The sequence below is a fragment of the Streptomyces sp. NPDC059255 genome (assembly GCF_042752355.1).
In the GTDB taxonomy this organism is placed as follows: domain Bacteria; phylum Actinomycetota; class Actinomycetes; order Streptomycetales; family Streptomycetaceae; genus Streptomyces.
The window spans coordinates 88,203-105,467 of sequence record NZ_JBHYZP010000018.1; the positions used below are offsets into that span (position 1 = coordinate 88,203).

At 70.8% G+C, this 17,265-nt stretch carries 12 protein-coding genes; 6 read left to right on the plus strand and 6 right to left on the minus strand.

Features of this window, described 5'->3' with window-relative positions; all coding sequences use genetic code 11:
- Positions 1-41 precede the first annotated feature (41 nt).
- On the minus strand, positions 42-3,551 hold the full coding sequence (metH, locus tag ACFXKG_RS21715; RefSeq protein ID WP_384841357.1) for a methionine synthase: 3,510 nt from the start codon (positions 3,549-3,551) through the stop codon (positions 42-44).
- A gap of 240 nt (positions 3,552-3,791) precedes the next feature.
- On the opposite strand from metH, the gene ACFXKG_RS21720 reads away from it, so the two are divergent.
- The 5 genes from ACFXKG_RS21720 to ACFXKG_RS21740 all read left to right on the plus strand — a co-directional run bounded on the left by ACFXKG_RS21720 (position 3,792) and on the right by ACFXKG_RS21740 (position 9,672).
- Entirely contained in the window at positions 3,792-4,556 is a 765-nt protein-coding gene (locus tag ACFXKG_RS21720; RefSeq protein ID WP_384841360.1) for an IclR family transcriptional regulator, read from the plus strand.
- A gap of 237 nt (positions 4,557-4,793) precedes the next feature.
- On the plus strand, positions 4,794-5,585 hold the full coding sequence (locus ACFXKG_RS21725) for an MIP/aquaporin family protein (RefSeq protein ID WP_384841363.1): 792 nt from the start codon (positions 4,794-4,796) through the stop codon (positions 5,583-5,585).
- Between the two features lie 45 nt (positions 5,586-5,630).
- On the plus strand, positions 5,631-7,175 hold the full coding sequence (gene glpK / locus ACFXKG_RS21730) for a glycerol kinase GlpK (protein WP_384841366.1): 1,545 nt from the start codon (positions 5,631-5,633) through the stop codon (positions 7,173-7,175).
- Positions 7,176-7,227: 52 nt separating this feature from the next.
- Complete coding sequence (locus ACFXKG_RS21735) at positions 7,228-8,838, plus strand: FAD-dependent oxidoreductase (RefSeq protein ID WP_384841370.1); 1,611 nt, start codon at positions 7,228-7,230, stop codon at positions 8,836-8,838.
- A 162-nt stretch (positions 8,839-9,000) separates the two neighbouring features.
- Positions 9,001-9,672 carry a FadR/GntR family transcriptional regulator gene (locus tag ACFXKG_RS21740; RefSeq protein ID WP_384841373.1) on the plus strand — a complete coding sequence of 224 codons (672 nt, stop codon included), beginning with the start codon at positions 9,001-9,003 and terminating at the stop codon, positions 9,670-9,672.
- A 45-nt stretch (positions 9,673-9,717) separates the two neighbouring features.
- Here ACFXKG_RS21740 and ACFXKG_RS21745 read toward each other — a convergent pair whose 3' ends face one another.
- The 5 genes from ACFXKG_RS21745 to ACFXKG_RS21765 form a co-directional block, all read right to left on the minus strand.
- On the minus strand, positions 9,718-10,746 hold the full coding sequence (locus ACFXKG_RS21745; protein WP_384841377.1) for an ABC transporter permease: 1,029 nt from the start codon (positions 10,744-10,746) through the stop codon (positions 9,718-9,720).
- Entirely contained in the window at positions 10,743-12,482 is a 1,740-nt protein-coding gene (locus ACFXKG_RS21750; RefSeq protein ID WP_384841380.1) for a sugar ABC transporter ATP-binding protein, read from the minus strand. The genes ACFXKG_RS21745 and ACFXKG_RS21750 overlap by 4 nt, the downstream gene beginning before the upstream one ends.
- Before the next feature lie 2 nt (positions 12,483-12,484).
- Positions 12,485-13,564 carry a sugar ABC transporter substrate-binding protein gene (locus ACFXKG_RS21755; RefSeq protein WP_384841383.1) on the minus strand — a complete coding sequence of 360 codons (1,080 nt, stop codon included), beginning with the start codon at positions 13,562-13,564 and terminating at the stop codon, positions 12,485-12,487.
- A gap of 83 nt (positions 13,565-13,647) precedes the next feature.
- Positions 13,648-14,424, minus strand: a complete 777-nt coding sequence (locus tag ACFXKG_RS21760) for an SDR family NAD(P)-dependent oxidoreductase (RefSeq protein WP_384841386.1) — start codon at positions 14,422-14,424, stop codon at positions 13,648-13,650.
- Positions 14,421-15,740, minus strand: coding sequence for an enolase C-terminal domain-like protein (locus ACFXKG_RS21765; protein WP_384841389.1), 1,320 nt, complete (start codon positions 15,738-15,740; stop codon positions 14,421-14,423). Before ACFXKG_RS21765 ends, ACFXKG_RS21760 begins: the two co-directional genes overlap by 4 nt.
- Positions 15,741-16,045: 305 nt before the next feature.
- Here ACFXKG_RS21765 and ACFXKG_RS21770 point away from each other — a divergent pair, with 305 nt between their 5' ends.
- On the plus strand, positions 16,046-17,161 hold the full coding sequence (locus tag ACFXKG_RS21770; RefSeq protein WP_384841392.1) for a PAC2 family protein: 1,116 nt from the start codon (positions 16,046-16,048) through the stop codon (positions 17,159-17,161).
- Positions 17,162-17,265: the final 104 nt, after the last annotated feature.

The following is a 17,265-nucleotide window of genomic DNA, read 5'->3' on the forward strand; positions in this document are numbered from 1 at the left end:
ACCGGGTGCCGGCACGTGCGGGCGCGGGCCGGCCCCAGGTCTCAGCGTGCGTTGAAGTACTTCGCCTCGGGGTGGTGGATGACGATGGCGTCGGTGGACTGCTCGGGGTGGAGCTGGAACTCCTCCGAGAGCTGTACGCCGATCCGCTCGGGCTCCAGCAGCTCCGCGATCTTCGCGCGGTCCTCCAGGTCGGGGCAGGCGCCGTAACCGAGCGAGAAGCGCGCACCCCGGTACTTCAGGGCGAACATGTCCTCGACATCGGAGGGGTCCTCACCGGCGAAGCCCAGCTCGGAGCGGACCCGGGCGTGCCAGTACTCGGCGAGCGCCTCCGCGAGCTGGACGGAGAGCCCGTGCAGTTCGAGGTAGTCGCGGTAGGAGTTGGCCTCGAACAGCTCCGCGGTCGCCTCGCCGATCTTCGAGCCGACGGTGACGACCTGGAGGCCGACGACGTCCGTCTCGCCGGACTCCTCCGGGCGGAAGAAGTCCGCCAGGCAGAGGCGCCGGCCGCGGCGCTGGCGCGGGAAGGTGAAGCGGGTGCGCTCGGAGCCGTCCTCACCGAGCAGGATGAGGTCGTCGCCCTTCGAGACGCAGGGGAAGTAGCCGTAGACGACGGCCGCCTCCAGCAGGTTCCGGGTCTGCAACTGGTCCAGCCAGCCGCGCAGATGGGGCCGGCCCTCGGTCTCGACCAGCTCCTCGTAGCTGGGGCCGCCCTTGCGGGACTCCTTCAGCCCCCACTGGCCCTTGAAGAGCGCGCCCTCGTCCAGCCAGGAGGCGTACTCCTTGAGCTGGATGCCCTTGACGACGCGGGTGCCCCAGAACGGCGGGGTGGGCACGGGGTTGTCGACGGAGACGTCGGAGCGGGCCGCGCCCTCCGCGGGGCGCTCCTCCACCACGGCGTTCGCGGTCGCCTTGACGCGGCGCTGCTTCAGCTCCGGGAGGGTGGCGCCGGGGACCCCGCGCTTGACGGCGATCAGCGCGTCCATCAGGCGCAGGCCCTCGAACGCGTCGCGGGCGTAGCGGACCTCGCCCTCGTAGATCTCGTGCAGGTCCTGCTCGACATAGGCCCGGGTGAGCGCCGCGCCACCGAGGATGACCGGGTAGTCGGCGGCCATGCTGCGCTGGTTCAGCTCCTCCAGGTTCTCCTTCATGATCACGGTCGACTTCACGAGCAGCCCGGACATGCCGATGACGTCGGCCCGGTGCTCCTCGGCGGCTTCCAGGATCGCGGCGACGGGCTGCTTGATGCCCAGGTTGACCACGTTGTAGCCGTTGTTGGAGAGGATGATGTCGACGAGGTTCTTGCCGATGTCGTGGACGTCGCCACGGACGGTGGCGAGCACGATGGTGCCCTTACCCTCGGCGTCCGACTTCTCCATGTGGGGTTCCAGGTAGGCCACCGCGGTCTTCATGACCTCGGCGGACTGGAGGACGAACGGCAGCTGCATCTGGCCGGAGCCGAACAGCTCACCGACGACCTTCATGCCTTCCAGCAGCGTGTCGTTGACGATGTCGAGGGCGGGCCGGGTCTCCAGCGCCGTGTCGAGGTCGGCCTCCAGGCCGTTCTTCTCTCCGTCGATGATGCGGCGCTGGAGGCGCTCCTCCAGCGGCAGCGCGAGGAGTTCCTCGGCGCGGCCGTCCTTCATGGACTTGGTGTTGACGCCCTCGAACAGCTCCATGAGCCGCTGGAGCGGGTCGTACCCCTCGGAGCGCCGGTCGTAGATCAAGTCGTGGGCGACCTTGACCTGCTCCTCGTCCAGCCGGGCGATGGGCAGGATCTTCGAGGCGTGGACGATCGCGGAGTCCAGTCCCGCCTTGACGCACTCGTCCAGGAAGACGGAGTTGAGCACGATACGGGCGGCCGGGTTGAGGCCGAAGGAGATGTTCGACAGGCCCAGGGTGGTCTGGACGTCGGGGTGACGGCTCTTCAGCTCGCGGATGGCCTCGATGGTGGCGATGCCGTCACCCCGCGACTCCTCCTGCCCGGTGCAGATGGTGAAGGTGAGGCAGTCGATGAGGATGTCCGACTCGTGCACGCCCCAGTTGGTGGTGAGGTCGGTGATCAGGCGCTCGGCGACGGCGACCTTGTGCTCGACGGTACGGGCCTGGCCCTCCTCGTCGATGGTGAGCGCGATCAGCGCGGCGCCGTGCTCGACCGCCAGCTCGGTGACCTGGGTGAAGCGCGACTCGGGGCCGTCGCCGTCCTCGTAGTTGACCGAGTTGATGACGGCGCGCCCGCCGAGCTTCTCCAGGCCGGCCCGGAGCACGGGCAGCTCGGTGGAGTCGAGCACGATCGGCAGGGTGGAGGCGGTGGCGAACCGGCCGGCCAGCTCGGACATGTCGGCGACGCCGTCCCGTCCGACGTAGTCGACGCAGAGGTCCAGCAGGTGGGCGCCCTCGCGGATCTGGTCGCGGGCCATCTCCACGCAGTCGTCCCAGCGGCCCGCCAGCATGGCCTCGCGGAACTTCTTCGACCCGTTGGCGTTGGTCCGCTCGCCGATGGCGAGGTACGAGGTGTCCTGGCGGAAGGGCACGGTCTGGTAGAGCGAGGCGGCGCCCGGCTCGGGGTGCGGAGTGCGCTCGGTGAGGGCGGCGCCCTGTACCCGCTCGACGACCTGGCGCAGGTGCTCCGGTGTCGTACCGCAGCAGCCGCCGACCAGGGACATCCCGTACTCGCGGACGAAGGTCTCCTGCGCGTCGGCCAGCTCCGACGGGGACAGCGGGTAGTGCGCGCCGTCCTTGCCGAGGACCGGGAGGCCCGCGTTGGGCATGCAGGAGAGCGGGATCCGGGAGTGCCGGGCGAGGTAGCGCAGGTGCTCGCTCATCTCGGCGGGGCCGGTGGCGCAGTTCAGGCCGATCATGTCGATGCCGAGCGGTTCCAGCGCGGTCAGGGCCGCGCCGATCTCGGAGCCGAGCAGCATCGTGCCGGTCGTCTCCACCGTCACGGAGCAGATGACCGGCAGGTCGGCGCCGGTGGCCTTCAGGGCGCGGCGGGCGCCGAGGACGGCGGCCTTGGTCTGCAGCAGGTCCTGCGTGGTCTCCACGAGCAGGGCGTCGGCGCCGCCGGCGATCAGGCCCTCGGCGTTCTGCTGGTAGGCGTCGCGGAGCGTGAGGTACGGGGCGTGGCCGAGCGTGGGGAGCTTGGTGCCGGGACCCATGGAGCCGAGGACCCAGCGCTGCCGGCCGGTGGAGGCGGTGAACTCGTCGGCCACCTCGCGGGCGATCCGCGCGCCCGCCTCGGCCAGCTCGTGGACCCGCTCGGGGATGTCGTACTCCGCCAGCGCGGCGTAGTTCGTACCGAAGGTGTTCGTCTCGACGCAGTCGACGCCGACCGCGAAGTACTCCTCGTGGACGGAGCGGACGATGTCCGGGCGCGTCACGTTGAGGATCTCGTTGCAGCCTTCCAGATCCTGGAAGTCCTCCATCGTCGGATCCTGCGCCTGGAGCATCGTGCCCATCGCGCCGTCGGCCACCACCACACGGGTGGCGAGCGCCTCTCTCAGGGCTGCGATACGGGTCCGGCTGTCGGTGATGGGGGTCGGCGACGAGGCCATGTAAGTACTCCCGGGGCTGCGACGGCTGTCGGCTTCTGCGTGTCCTGATGGCAGGCACACGGGGCCAGCGTAGCCGGGCGGGCGCCGTCACGGTGCGTCGTCCCAGCGGGCGGACGGCATCCTGTTCCTTTGCGACATTCGGCGCGCCGGGACTTGACAGATCCTCTCGACAGAGAGAGAAGGTCGGCATCGACCGATAGTGTTCAGCATTGTCGAACAGGACGGGGAGGTCTGGGGCCCATGGCGAAGAACATCCAGTCGCTGGAACGGGCGGCGGCGATGCTCAGGCTGCTCGCGGGCGGCGAGCGGCGGCTCGGTCTTTCCGACATCGCCGCCTCGGTGGGTCTGGCCAAGGGGACGGCGCACGGGATTCTGCGCACGCTGCAGGCGGAGGGGTTCGTCGAGCAGGACGCCGCGTCGGGCCGCTACCAGCTCGGCGCCGAGCTGCTGCGGCTCGGGAACAGCTATCTGGACGTGCACGAGCTGCGCTCCCGCGCCCTGGTCTGGACGGACGACCTGGCCCGCTCCAGCGGCGAGAGCGTCCATCTCGGGGTGGTGCACCAGCAGGGCGTGCTCATCGTCCACCATGTCTTCCGCCCGGACGACAGCCGGCAGGTCCTGGAGGTGGGGGCCATGCAGCCGATGCACTCCACGGCACTGGGCAAGGTGCTCTCGGCGTACGACCCGGTGGCCCACAGCGAGGCCGTCGAGAGAGAGCGGACGGCTTTCACGCCCAGGACGATCACCGGTTTGGCGGATTTCGAGGCGGTGCTCGATCTGACCAGGGCGCGCGGCTGGGCCGCCGACGTCGAGGAGACCTGGGAGGGCGTGGCCGCGGTGGCGGCACCCATCCACGACCGGCGGAAGATGCCGGTCGGGGCGATCGCGATCACCGGCGCGGTGGAACGGATCTGCCCCTCGGGAGAGGTGCGGTCCGAGCTGGTGGCGGCCGTACGGGAGTGCGCCCGCGCGGTGTCCCGGGACATCGGCGCCGGGCGGTTCTGAGCGCAATGCCCGATCATCGGCAGTGAGCAGCACGAAGAGCGAGGTTTCGACCACAGCACCCTTGACGGCACGTCGCCCCACGGACAAAACTGCCGTTCAACGGTCGGCATTGTCGAACACGTACCGGTAATACGAGTTAGTGTGTGACAACGCGACCGGCGGGTAACGCCCTCATCTGAAGGCGCGGACCACTGGTGTGAGCCGGAGGTTTGTCTCCCCCTGGACGAAGGAGTTCGGGTGTCCAACTTCGACATCTTCATAGGCGAGGTCACAGGTACCGCCCTGCTGATCCTGCTCGGTGGCGGCGTGGTCGCCGCGGTCGTTCTCAAGCGCTCCAAGGCGCACAACGCGGGATGGGTCGCCATCAGCTTCGGCTGGGGATTCGCCGTCATGGTCGGCGCGTATCTCTCCGCACCGATCTCCGGGGCCCTGCTCAACCCGGCGGTCACCATCGGCCTCGCGATCAAGGGCGGCGTCGCGTGGGGTGACGTACCGCTCTACATCGGCTCCCAGATGCTGGGCGCGATGATCGGCGCGTTCCTGGTCTGGGCGGCGTACCTGGGCCAGTTCAAGGCCCATCTCACCGACCCGGAGATCCTCGCGGCGCAGCCCGCCACCGAGGGGCTCGTCGACCAGAAGGCGGCTCCCCAGGCCGGACCCGTGCTCGGTGTCTTCTCCACGGGCCCCGAGGTCCGCAATGTCGTGCAGAACATGCTGACGGAGATCATCGCCACGTTCGTGCTGGTCATCGCGATCCTCACGCAGGGCCTCAACAACTCCGGCGACGGGCTCGGCACCCTCGGCGTGCTGATCACCTCGTTCGTCGTGGTCGGCATCGGCCTCTCGCTGGGCGGCCCGACCGGGTACGCCATCAACCCGGCCCGTGACCTGGGCCCCCGTATCGTGCACGCGCTCCTGCCCCTGCCCAACAAGGGCGGCTCGGACTGGAGCTACGCCTGGATACCGGTCGTCGCCCCGCTGATCGGCGCCGCGCTGGCCGGTGGGTACTACAACTTGGCCCTCGCGTAGGCGACCTTTCCCGAACCTTCTCTTCGAACCGAGCAGGAGCACCCCGTGAGCGACACGAACACCACCTCCTCCCACGGCACAGGACCGTTCATCGCGGCCATCGACCAGGGCACCACGTCGAGCCGGTGCATCGTCTTCGACCGGGACGGCCGGATCGTCGCCGTCGACCAGAAGGAACACGAGCAGATCTTCCCGAAGCCGGGCTGGGTGGAGCACAACGCCACCGAGATCTGGACCAACGTCCAAGAAGTCGTGGCCCGCGCCGTCGAGAAGGCCGGGATCACCTCGGCCGACGTCAAGGCCATCGGCATCACCAACCAGCGCGAGACCACGCTGCTGTGGGACAGGAACACCGGCGAGCCCGTCCACAACGCCATCGTCTGGCAGGACACCCGCACCGACGCGCTCTGCCGCGAGCTGGGCCGCAACGTCGGCCAGGACCGCTTCCGGCGCGAGACCGGGCTGCCGCTGGCCAGCTACTTCGCCGGGCCGAAGGCACGCTGGCTGCTGGACAACGTGGAGGGGCTGCGCGAGCGCGCCGAGCGCGGCGACATCCTCTTCGGCACCATGGACTCCTGGGTCATCTGGAACCTGACCGGCGGCACCGACGGCGGTGTGCACGTCACCGACGTCACCAACGCCTCCCGCACGATGCTGATGAACCTGCACACCCTCCAGTGGGACGCCAAGATCCTGGACTCGATGCAGGTCCCGGCCGCGATCCTGCCGGAGATCCGCTCCTCCGCCGAGGTGTACGGCACCGCCAAGGGCGGCGTCCTGGACGGGATCCCGGTCGCCTCCGCGCTCGGAGACCAGCAGGCGGCCCTCTTCGGCCAGACCTGTTTCGCCGAGGGCGAGGCCAAGTCCACGTACGGCACCGGCACCTTCATGCTGATGAACACCGCCGGCAAGCCCGTCAACTCGTACAACGGCCTGCTGACCACGGTCGGCTACCGCATCGGGGACGAGCCCGCGGTGTACGCCCTGGAGGGCTCCATCGCCGTCACCGGCTCGCTGGTGCAGTGGATGCGCGACCAGATGGGCCTGATCAACTCCGCGGCCGAGATCGAGACCCTGGCCTCCTCGGTCGAGGACAACGGCGGCGCGTACTTCGTGCCCGCCTTCTCCGGCCTCTTCGCACCGCACTGGCGCCCCGACGCCCGCGGCGTCATCGCCGGTCTGACCGGTTACGTCACCAAGGCGCACATCGCCCGCGCGGTGCTGGAGGCCACGGCGTGGCAGACCCGGGAGATCAGCGACGCCATGACCAAGGACTCCGGTGTCGAGCTGACCTCGCTCAAGGTCGACGGCGGCATGACCTCCAACAACCTGCTGATGCAGACGCTCTCCGACGTCCTGGACGCTCCCGTGGTGCGCCCGATGGTCGCCGAGACCACCTGCCTCGGCGCCGCCTACGCCGCCGGACTGGCCGTGGGCTTCTGGCCGGACACCGACGCGCTGCGCGCCAACTGGCGCCGGGCCGCCGAGTGGACCCCCCGGATGGACGCGGCCACCCGTGACCGCGAGTACAAGAGCTGGCTCAAGGCCGTCGAGCGGACCAAGGGCTGGCTCGACGTCGACGCAAGCTGACCGAACACAGCCACCGGCGGGAGAGCCGGGATGAGCTGAAGAGGAGTTACACATGAGCAGCCCGCACAGCGTCCCCGCCCTGGGGACGCACCCGGCCGGCGGTTCCCTGCCGAGCCGTGCCGAAACCCGGGAACAACTGTCCAACGCGACGTACGACCTCCTGGTGATAGGCGGCGGCATTCTGGGCATCTCCACCGCCTGGCATGCCTCCCAGTCGGGACTGCGGGTGGCCCTGGTGGACGGCGGCGACTTCGCCGGCGCCACCTCGTCCGCCTCCTCCAAGCTCCTCCACGGCGGTCTGCGCTACCTCCAGACCGGCGCGGTGAAGCTGGTCGCGGAGAACCACTTCGAGCGGCGGGCGGTGTCCCGGCAGGTGGCACCGCACCTGGCCAACCCGCTCACCTTCTATCTGCCCGTCTACAAGGGCGGCCCGCACGGCGCGGCCAAGCTCGGCGCGGGCGTCTTCGCCTACTCCGCGCTCTCCGCGTTCGGCGACGGCGTCGGCCATGTGATCAGCCCGGCCAGGGCCCGCCAGGCCGTGCCCGAGCTGCGTACGGACAACCTCAAGGCCGTGGCCGTCTACGGCGACGACCAGATGAACGACGCGCGGATGGCGCTGATGACCGTACGCGCCGCGGTCGACTCCGGCGCCACCGTCCTCAACCACGCCACGGTCACCGGGCTGCGCTTCACCCAGGGCCGGGTCACCGGCGCCGAGCTGCGCGACCGGATCGACGGTACGGAGTTCGGTGTCGACGCCCGGCTGGTCCTCAACGCGACCGGCCCCTGGGTCGACCACCTGCGGCGGATGGAGAACCCGGACGCGGCGCCCTCCATCCGGCTCTCCAAGGGCGCGCACCTGGTCCTCAAGCGCACCTCCCCCTGGAAGGCCGCGCTGGCGACCCCGATCGACAAGTACCGCATCACCTTCGCCCTCCCCTGGGAGGACATGCTGCTGCTCGGCACCACGGACGAGGAGTACGAGGGCGAGCCGGCGGACGTCTCGGTCAACGAGAAGGACATCCACCAGATCCTCGACGAGGCGGCGTTCTCCGTCCGCGACCAGCAGCTCTCGCGCGACCTGATCACCTACTCCTTCGCCGGGCTGCGGGTGCTGCCCGGCGGCCCCGGCGACACCTCCAAGGCCAAGCGCGAGACGGTCGTGACCGAGGGCCGCGGCGGCATGCTCTCGGTCGCGGGCGGCAAGTGGACGACCTTCCGCCACATCGGCCGTACGGTCATGCACAAGCTGGCGACCCTGCCGGGCCATCCGCTCGGCGAGGGCATGGAGCCGGTCTCCCACCTGCCGAAGAAGCTTCCGCTGCCCGGGATCGCCAGCCCGAACGCGGTCGCGCACCGGCTGCTGATCGACGGCGGCGGTACGGGCCCGTCCATGGCCGTGGACACCGCGCGCCATCTCGCCACCCACTACGGCTCGCTCGCCTTCGACATCGTGCGCCTCGCGAACGAGTACCCGGAGCTGGCCGAGCGGATCCACCCGGACGCGCCGGAGATCTGGGCCCAGGCCGTCTACGCGCGCGACCACGAGTGGGCCGAGACGGTCGACGACGTGCTGCGCCGGCGTACGACGCTGACGATCCGCGGCCTGGACACGGACGAGGTCCGGGCCCGGGTGGAGGACCTGCTGGGCAAGCGCGACTGAGCCGTACATCAGCACATCTGTGCGGCGCGTGAGGCGCACCGTGTGCGGTGCGTGAGCGGGGAGAGGGGCGCATCCTTCCGGATGCGTCCCTCTTCGTGCGCCGTTCGGGCGGTTCGGGACGCATAATGGGGGCCGATACATCGGATGTCTGGAGGGGTGCCCATGGCTGTCACCGACGAGGCCATCGAGCGGATCAAGGGGATGATCGTCTCGGGCGCGCTGCGCCCGGGCGACCGGCTGCCCAAGGAGAGCGAGCTCGCCGCCGAGCTGGGGCTCTCGCGCAACTCGCTGCGCGAGGCGGTGCGCGCCCTGTCGCTCATCCGCATCCTCGACGTACGGCAGGGCGACGGTACGTACGTGACCAGCCTGGCCCCCCAGCTCCTGCTGGAGGCGCTCAGCTTCGTGGTGGACTTCCACCGGGACGACACCGTGCTGGAGTTCCTCGCCGTGCGCCGGATACTCGAACCGGCCGCCACGGCGCTGGCGAGCTCCCGGATCACCGAGGAGGAGCTGGACGCGCTCGGCGCCCAGCTCGACGCGCTCGGCCCGGAGCCCTCGGTGGAGGAACTGGTCGCCGCCGACCTGGAATTCCACCACGGGATCGTGCGGCAGTCCGGCAACGCGGTGCTGTGCTCCCTGCTGGACGGGCTCTCCGGGCCCACCACCCGGGCCAGGATCTGGCGCGGGCTGACCCAGGAGGACGCCGTCAGCCGTACGCTCCACGAACACCGGGCGATCCTCGCGGCGCTGCGTGCCCGGGACGCCGAGGCGGCCAGGTCCTGGGCCACGGTCCACATCGCGAGCGTGGAGATGTGGCTCAGGTCCACGCTCTGAGGCCGTCCCCGGTGTCCGTGGAGGGGCCGAACACACGCGCGGTGGTCAGTCCTGCTTCTCGCCGCTCGCGAAGCGGGAGATGACCAGGGCGACGATGATGATGGCGCCGTTCAGGAACTGGTTCCAGAGCGCGGGCACCCCGCCGAGCGTCATCACGTTGACCACCAGCTGAAGGGTGAGCACCCCGGTCAGCGCGCCGAAGAGCGTGCCGCGCCCGCCCTTCAGGCTGATGCCGCCGATGACCGCGGCCGCGAAGACCTGGAAGATCCAGCCGTTGCCCTGGGTGGCCGCGACCGAACCGTAGTGACCGGTGTAGAGGATGCCGGCGAACGCCGCCAGCAGCCCGCCGATCGCCAGCACGATCCAGGTGACGCGGTCCACCCGGATCCCGGCGGCGCGGGCCGCCTCCGGGTTGCCGCCGATCGCGTACAGCGCCCGTCCGTGGCGCAGCCAGGCCAGCGCGGCGCCGCCCACGGCGAAGAGCACCAGGCAGATCCAGACGGCGGCCGGGGCGCCCAGCCAGTCGGTCTTGCCGAGGTAGCGGAAGGACTCCGGCACATCGGTGATCGACTTGCCCTCGGTGATGCCGATGTGGAGGCCGCGCAGCATGGTGAGCATGCCGAGCGTGGCGATGAAGCCGTTGACGCGCAGCTTCAGCATGAGGAAGCCGTTGATCCCGCCGATGGCCATCCCGACGAGCAGGCAGACCGGGATGGCCGCCCAGACGGGCAGCAGCCCGAGCCCGAGGAACCGGCCGCCCTCCGAGGGGAGCACCAGCCACATGGCGATGACGGGCGCGATCCCGATCGTCGACTCCAGCGACAGGTCCATCCGGCCGCAGATCAGGATCAGCGCCTGGCCGAGGACGAGCAGGCTCAGCTCCGAGGACTGCTGGACGACGCTGATCAGATTGCCGGAGGTGAGGAAGACCGGCGAGACGATGAAGCCGATCACCATCAGCACCAGGATCACCGGCACGAGCGAGAAGTCGCTCCACCGGATCAGCCGGAGCCGGTGGAGCGGGCTCGTCTCCTCGGGGCCGGCCGCCACCCGCGGCCGCAGAGTGTCCGTCATCGCCGCTCTCCCGTGTCGTCCGTGCCCGCCATGCCGTCCGTGTCCTCCGTCACCCGTATGCCGTCCGTAACCTGTGTGCCGTCCATAACCCGTGTGCCGTCCGTAACCTGTGTGCCGTCGGCGCCGTCGTCACCCAGCGCGCCGTCCGTACGTTCCGTGCCGCCCACGCCTTCCATGGCCGCCACCAGTTCCCGGTCGGTCCAGTCGCTCCCGAACGAGGCCACCACCCGCCCGTGGAAGAGGGCGAGCACCCGGTCGCACACCCGCAGATCGTCCAGCTCATCGGAGATGATCATGGCCGCCCGGCCCTCGTCGGCCACCCTGCGCACCACGCCGAGGAGCGCGTCCTTGGACTTGACGTCGACCCCCGCCGTGGGCCGTACGGCGATGAGCGCGCCGGGTCCGCGCGCCAGGGCGCGGGCGACCACGACCTTCTGCTGGTTGCCGCCCGACAGGCCGGAGACCGGCTGCCCGGGGCCGCGCGTCCTGATGTCCAGTGAGTCGATCACGTTCTGGGCGAACTCCCGGGTCCGTCCGGGCAGTACGGTCCCCCACGGGCCGAGCTGGCCGGTGACCGTGAGCGTGGCGTTCTCCGCGACGCTGCGGTCGGGGATCAGCCCTTGGCGGTGCCGGTCCTCGGGGATGTAGCCGATGCCCGCGTCCAGCGCGTCCGGGACGCTGCCCGGCCGTACCGTACGGCCGTGCACCGCGATCCGGCCCGCGGTCGCCGCCCGCATCCCCGCCAGGGTCTCGCCGAACGCGGTGGTGCCGGCGGCCGTGGCGCCGGCCAGCCCGAGCACCTCGCCGGGGTGCACGGCGAGGTCCAGCGGCCCGAACTCCCCGGCGAGGGCGAGCCCTTCGACCTCCAGTACGGGCGGCTCGCCCGCCGGGTCCGGCAGGTCCGCGCGCCGGGCGCCCCGGGTGGCGGCCGTCCGCGCGGCGTCCCCGGTCATCGCGGCCACCAGTTCCGTACGGGGGAGCGAGTCGACCGGGGCGGTCAGGACATGGCGCGCGTCACGGTAGACGGTGACGGTGGTGCACAGGTCGTACACCTCCTGGAGATGGTGGGAGATGAAGAGGAACGCCACGCCCTGGCCGCGCAGTTCCTGGAGTTTGACGAAGAGCCGCTGGATGCCGCGGGCGTCGAGCTGCGCGGTGGGCTCGTCGAGGATGATCAGCCGGGCGCCGAAGGAGAGGGCCCGCGCGATCTCGACGAACTGCCGCTGCTCTACCGGGAGATCCTTGGCCCGGGCGTCCGGGTCGGCCTCGACGCCGTACTCCGCGAGCAGGTCGCGGGCGCGGCGGCGCAGTCCGCGCCAGTCGATGAGACGGCCCCCGCCGGAGCGGGAGCCGGGGCCCGTCAGCCCGTAGTGGTTGAGGAACAGGTTCTCGGCGACGGTCAGATCGGGCACGATCATCGGCTTCTGGTAGACGCAGGCGACCTTGGTCCGCCAGGCCGCGGTGTCCCCGGCGGCGGGCGCGGGCGCGCCGCCGAAGCGCACCTCTCCCTCGTCGGGCCGGTGCAGCCCGGTGAGGACGCCGACCAGGGTGGACTTGCCCGCGCCGTTGCGGCCGACGAGGGCGTGCGACTCGCCGGGGCCGACGGTGATGCCGACCCCGGCGAGCGCGACGGTGGGCCCGAAGCGTTTGACGATGCCCTCGGCCCGTACGGCGGGCGGCGGGACGATCCCGCCGTCCGCCGCCGTGGCCTCGGGGGATGTGCTCGGCGGTGCCACGGCTACTCCCCCGCGTCGAGCTGGTTGGCCCACAGCTTCGGGTCGTCCACGTTCTCCTTGGTCACCAGCGGCGCGGGGAGCTGGTCCTCGAAACCGCCCGGGATCTTGATGACCGTGGAGCCGTGGTCGGTCGGCCCGGCCGCGGGCTTCTTGCCCGCCAGTGCCTGATTCGCCCAGTACAGCGCGTACGTCGCGTAGAGGTCGGCCGGCTGCGAGACGGTGGCGTCGATCTTCCCGGCGCGGATGGCGTCGAGTTCCTCGGGGATGCCGTCGTTGGAGACGATCGCGATGTGTCCGGGCTCGTCCGGCGCCTTGAGCAGCTTCTTCTGCTCCAGCAGCGCCAGGGTGGGCTGGAGGAAGACACCGCCCGCCTGCATGTAGATGCCGCCCAGGTCGGGGTGGGCGGCGAGGGTGGACTGGAGCTTGGCGGAGGCGACGTCGCCCTTCCATTCGGTGGCCAGCTCGAAGACCTTGATGCCGGGGAACTTCTCGGCCATACAGCTCTTGAACGCCTCGGAGCGGTCCCGGCCGTTGATCGAGGCGAGGTCGCCCTGGAACTCGGCGACCTTGCCCTTGCCCTTCAGCCGCTCGCCCAGGAACTGGCAGGCCTTCTCGCCGTACGCGCGGTTGTCGGCCCGTACGACCATGTACACGTCGCCCTGGTCGGGGCGGGTGTCCACGCTGATGACGGGGATCTTCTTCTCGGCGAGCGTGCTCAGCGTCTCGGCGATCGCCCCGGTGTCCTGCGGGGCCATGACGACGGCCTTGGCGCCCTGATCGGTGAAGACCTGGACGTTCGAGACGAGCTTTCCGATGTCGTTCTGCGAGTTGGTCAGCGGGAGCGCGCGGACCTCGCCGGCCTTCACGCCCTTCTCGATGTACTGCTGGTAGGAGTTCCAGAAGTCGCTGTCGCTGCGCGGCAGATCGATGCCGACCGCGCCGCCGTCGCTCCCCTTCCCGCCTTCCTGATCACGGTTGCAGCCCGTCAGGGCCGCCACGAGCACAAGTAAGAGGGCGCAGGCCGAGGTGGTGGCCGTACGGGGTCTGCGGAGTGGGGAGCGCCCCACGGTGTGTCCCGGCATGGAAGTCACGTTCCTTGTCACTTCGGTGTGAGTGCGGGGTGCGCTGTTCTCAGGGGGCGGGGTTTCAGGGGCGGGCCGGAGCCTCAGGGGGCGGGGCGCAGGCGGAGTCCCTGCATTCCGCCGTCGACGGCGAGCGCCGTTCCGGTGACGGCCGCCGCGGCCGGCCCGGCGAGATAGGCGACCGCCGCGGCGACCTCGGCCGCGGTGACCAGCCGTCCCGTGGGCTGGCGCGCCTCCAGGGCGGCGCGCTCGGCGGCGGGGTCCTGGGCCTGGTCGAGCAGCCGGCCGACCCACGGTGTGTCGGCGGTGCCCGGGTTGACGCAGTTGACGCGGATGCCCTCCCGTACGTGGTCGGCGGCCATCGCCATGGTCAGCGAGAGGACCGCGCCCTTGCTCGCCGAGTACAGGGCGCGCTGCGGCAGCCCGGCGGTGGCGGCGATGGAGCAGGTGTGGGTGATGGAGACGGCGCCGGGCCGGGCGAGGGCCGCGTGGCGCAGATGGGGCAGGGCGTGCCGGGCCGTACGGACCATGCCGAGGACGTTGATGTCGAGGACGCGGCTCCACTCGTCGTCCGGGTTGTCCTCGACGGTGCCGATGGCGCCGATCCCCGCGTTGGAGACGAGGGTGTGCAGGGCGCCGAACTCCGCCGCCGCCGCGTCGACCGCGGCCTTCACGGCGGCGTCGTCGGTGACGTCCGCCGCCAGGGGCAGGGTCCCGGCGGGTGCCCCCGCGGTGTCCCGGTCCAGTACGGCGACCCAGGCACCGCGCTCCAGGAGCAGGGTCGCGATGGCCGCGCCGATGCCCGAAGCGCCGCCGGTCACCAGGGCGCAGAGCCCGTCGAAGTCACGTGCGGCCGTCATGAAGTGATCTCCTCGGTGGTGCGGCGGGCCTGCCAGACGGGCCCTTCCGGGTAGCGGTGCGCGGCGATCGACTCGGGGAGCATCCGGGCGGAGAAGCCCGGCGTGCCGGGGGCGGCGTACCGTCCCGAGACGATCACCACGGGGTCGGCGAAGTGTTCGTGGAGGTGGTCGACGTACTCGATGACCCGGCCCTCCCGGGTGCCGGAGACGGCGACGTAGTCGAACATCGCGAGGTGCTGGACGAGTTCGCAGAGGCCGACGCCCCCGGCGTGCGGGCAGACGGGCACGCCGTACTTGGCGGCGAGCAGCAGGATCGCCAGGTTCTCGTTGACGCCGGCGACGCGGGCCGCGTCGATCTGGACGTAGTCGACGGCGCCGGCCTGGAGGAGCTGCTTGAAGACGACCCGGTTGGCGACGTGCTCACCGGTGGCCACCTTGACCGGCTGGCCGGCCCGTACGGCGGCGTGGCCGAGGATGTCGTCGGGGCTGGTGGGCTCCTCGATCCAGTGCGGGTCGTACGGGGCGAGGGCGGCCAGCCGGTGCAGCGCCTCGGGCACGTCCCAGCGCTGGTTGGCGTCGACGGCGATCCGCACGTCGGGGCCGACGGCGGCGCGGGCCAGTTTCATCCGCCGGATGTCGTCGGCGAGATCGCCGCCGACCTTGAGCTTGATCTGCTCGAACCCGTCGGCGACGGCCTGTTCCGCGAGGGCGACCAGCTTGCTGTCGGAGTAGCCGAGCCAGCCGGGCGAGGTGGTGTAGGCGGGGTAGCCCTCGGCGCGCAGCAGGGCGGTCCGCTCGGCGCGGCCGGGTTCGGCGGCGCGCAGGATGGCCAGCGCGTCGTCCGGGGTGAGGACGTCGGTGAGGTAGCGGAAGTCGACGAGCGAGACCAGTTCCTCCGGCGTCATGGTGGCGAGGAACTCCCAGACGGGCAGTCCCGCGCTCCTGGCGGCCAGGTCCCAGGCGGCGTTGACGACGGCGCCCGCGGCCATGTGCATGACGCCCTTCTCGGGGCCGAGCCAGCGCAGTTGGGAGTCGTGGGTCAGCTCGATGTAGAGCGCGCCGAGGTCGGCCGCGGTGAGCGGCGCCGGTCTTCCGACGACGTAGGGGCGCAGCGCCTCGATGGCGGCGGCGGTGATGTCGTTGCCGCGCCCGATGGTGAAGCAGAAGCCGTGTCCCTCGGCGCCGTCCTGGGTACGCAGCACCACGTAGGCGGCCGAGTAGTCGGGGTCGGGGTTCATGGCGTCCGAGCCGTCGAGCTGTTCCGAGGTGGGGAACCGGATGTCGTGTACCTCGAACCCCGTCACGGTCTGGCTCATGCACGCCCCTTTTGAGAAGAAACTTCGAGAAGACAGAGGAGAACGGACAAGAACATCGGATCTCTTCAGTCATCCGATGTATAGCGCCATTGACGTGCGGACGTCCAGAGCCTCACGTCAATTCACGGCCACAGCTCGGATGAATCGACGGGAGGGTGGGCGAGAAATGGCTACGCTCCCTGGCCCATGACCCGGTGCGGAAAAGTGCACGGAGCGTGTGCGGAGCGTGCACGGGGCTGCGGGCGGGCACCGGTGAAGCCGTAAGGTTGGTGCGTACAAGAGAGAACTTCGGAAGGAGGCACTGGGTGATCGAGCTCGAGGGGGTTCCCGAGCTGATCGACCCGGTCATGGTGGCCGCGTTCGAGGGCTGGAACGACGCGGGCGACGCCGCCTCCACAGCGGTGGGTCATCTGGACCGGGAGTGGAAGGGCGAGGTGTTCGCGGCGCTCGACGCCGAGGACTACTACGACTTCCAGGTCAACCGGCCCACGGTCTTCATGGAGGGCGGCCTGCGCAAGATCACCTGGCCGACCACCCGGCTCTCCGTGGTGCGGATCGGCGGCGAGAAGCCCCGTGACCTGGTACTGGTCCGAGGCATCGAGCCGTCCATGCGCTGGCGCTCGTTCTGCAACGAGTTGCTGGGCTTCGCCCATGAGCTGGGCGTGGAGATGGTGGTCATCCTGGGCGCGCTGCTCGGCGACACCCCGCACACCCGGCCGGTGCCGGTCAGCGGGGTCACCTCGGACGCGGACCTGGCCAGGACGATGGATCTGGAGGAGACGCGGTACGAGGGACCGACCGGCATCGTCGGCATCCTCCAGGAGGCGTGTACGCACGCGGGTGTGCCCGCGGTGAGCCTGTGGGCCGCCGTACCGCACTACGTGTCGCAGCCGCCCAACCCGAAGGCGACGCTGGCACTGCTCAACCGCCTGGAGGACCTGATCGGTCTGCGGATCCCGCTGGGCGAACTGGCCGAGGACGCCCGGGCCTGGCAGCTCGGGGTGGACCAACTGGCCGCCGAGGACAGCGAGGTGGCGGAGTACGTCCAGTCGCTGGAGGAGGCACGGGACACCGCGGAGCTTCCCGAGGCGTCCGGCGAGGCCATCGCCCGGGAGTTCGAGCGGTATCTGCGTCGCCGGGACGGCGGCCCCGGCCAGGCGCCGGGCAGCCACGCCACGGAGAGCGGTGACGGGCCGTCGTTCCTGCGCGACACACCGGGCGGCCGGGACGCCCCGGGTGGCCGCGCCCGTCCGCCGCGACCGCCGCGCGGCGGCGCCGGTACGGACAAGGGCCCCGGCCCGTCCGGGCCTTCGGGCCCCCCGGAGTCCTCCGCGCAGGAGAAGGACCAGGGCCCGGGTCAGGAACGCGAGCAGGACCGGGAACGCGAGCAGGGCGACGACGGAGATCCGTCCGAGGACTGATCGCGGCCGCTGTGCACCAGCAGCGGACCGGTGGAGGACATGGAGGGGGGGGGGCCGCCCCCGCCCGCCCCCCCCCGGATACAACAAAAAAGGGGGGGGGTGCC

Excerpts from the sequence above, each read along its gene's own strand:
- ACFXKG_RS21735 (WP_384841370.1), top strand. The coding sequence starts at position 7,228 with ATGAGCAGCCCGCACAGCGTCCCCGCCCTGGGGACGCACCCGGCCGGC.
- ACFXKG_RS21755 (WP_384841383.1), bottom strand. The coding sequence starts at position 13,564 with ATGCCGGGACACACCGTGGGGCGCTCCCCACTCCGCAGACCCCGTACG.
- ACFXKG_RS21720 (WP_384841360.1), top strand. The coding sequence starts at position 3,792 with ATGGCGAAGAACATCCAGTCGCTGGAACGGGCGGCGGCGATGCTCAGG.
- ACFXKG_RS21745 (WP_384841377.1), bottom strand. The coding sequence starts at position 10,746 with ATGACGGACACTCTGCGGCCGCGGGTGGCGGCCGGCCCCGAGGAGACG.
- ACFXKG_RS21760 (WP_384841386.1), bottom strand. The coding sequence starts at position 14,424 with ATGACGGCCGCACGTGACTTCGACGGGCTCTGCGCCCTGGTGACCGGC.
- metH (WP_384841357.1), bottom strand. The coding sequence starts at position 3,551 with ATGGCCTCGTCGCCGACCCCCATCACCGACAGCCGGACCCGTATCGCA.
- ACFXKG_RS21740 (WP_384841373.1), top strand. The coding sequence starts at position 9,001 with ATGGCTGTCACCGACGAGGCCATCGAGCGGATCAAGGGGATGATCGTC.
- ACFXKG_RS21765 (WP_384841389.1), bottom strand. The coding sequence starts at position 15,740 with ATGAGCCAGACCGTGACGGGGTTCGAGGTACACGACATCCGGTTCCCC.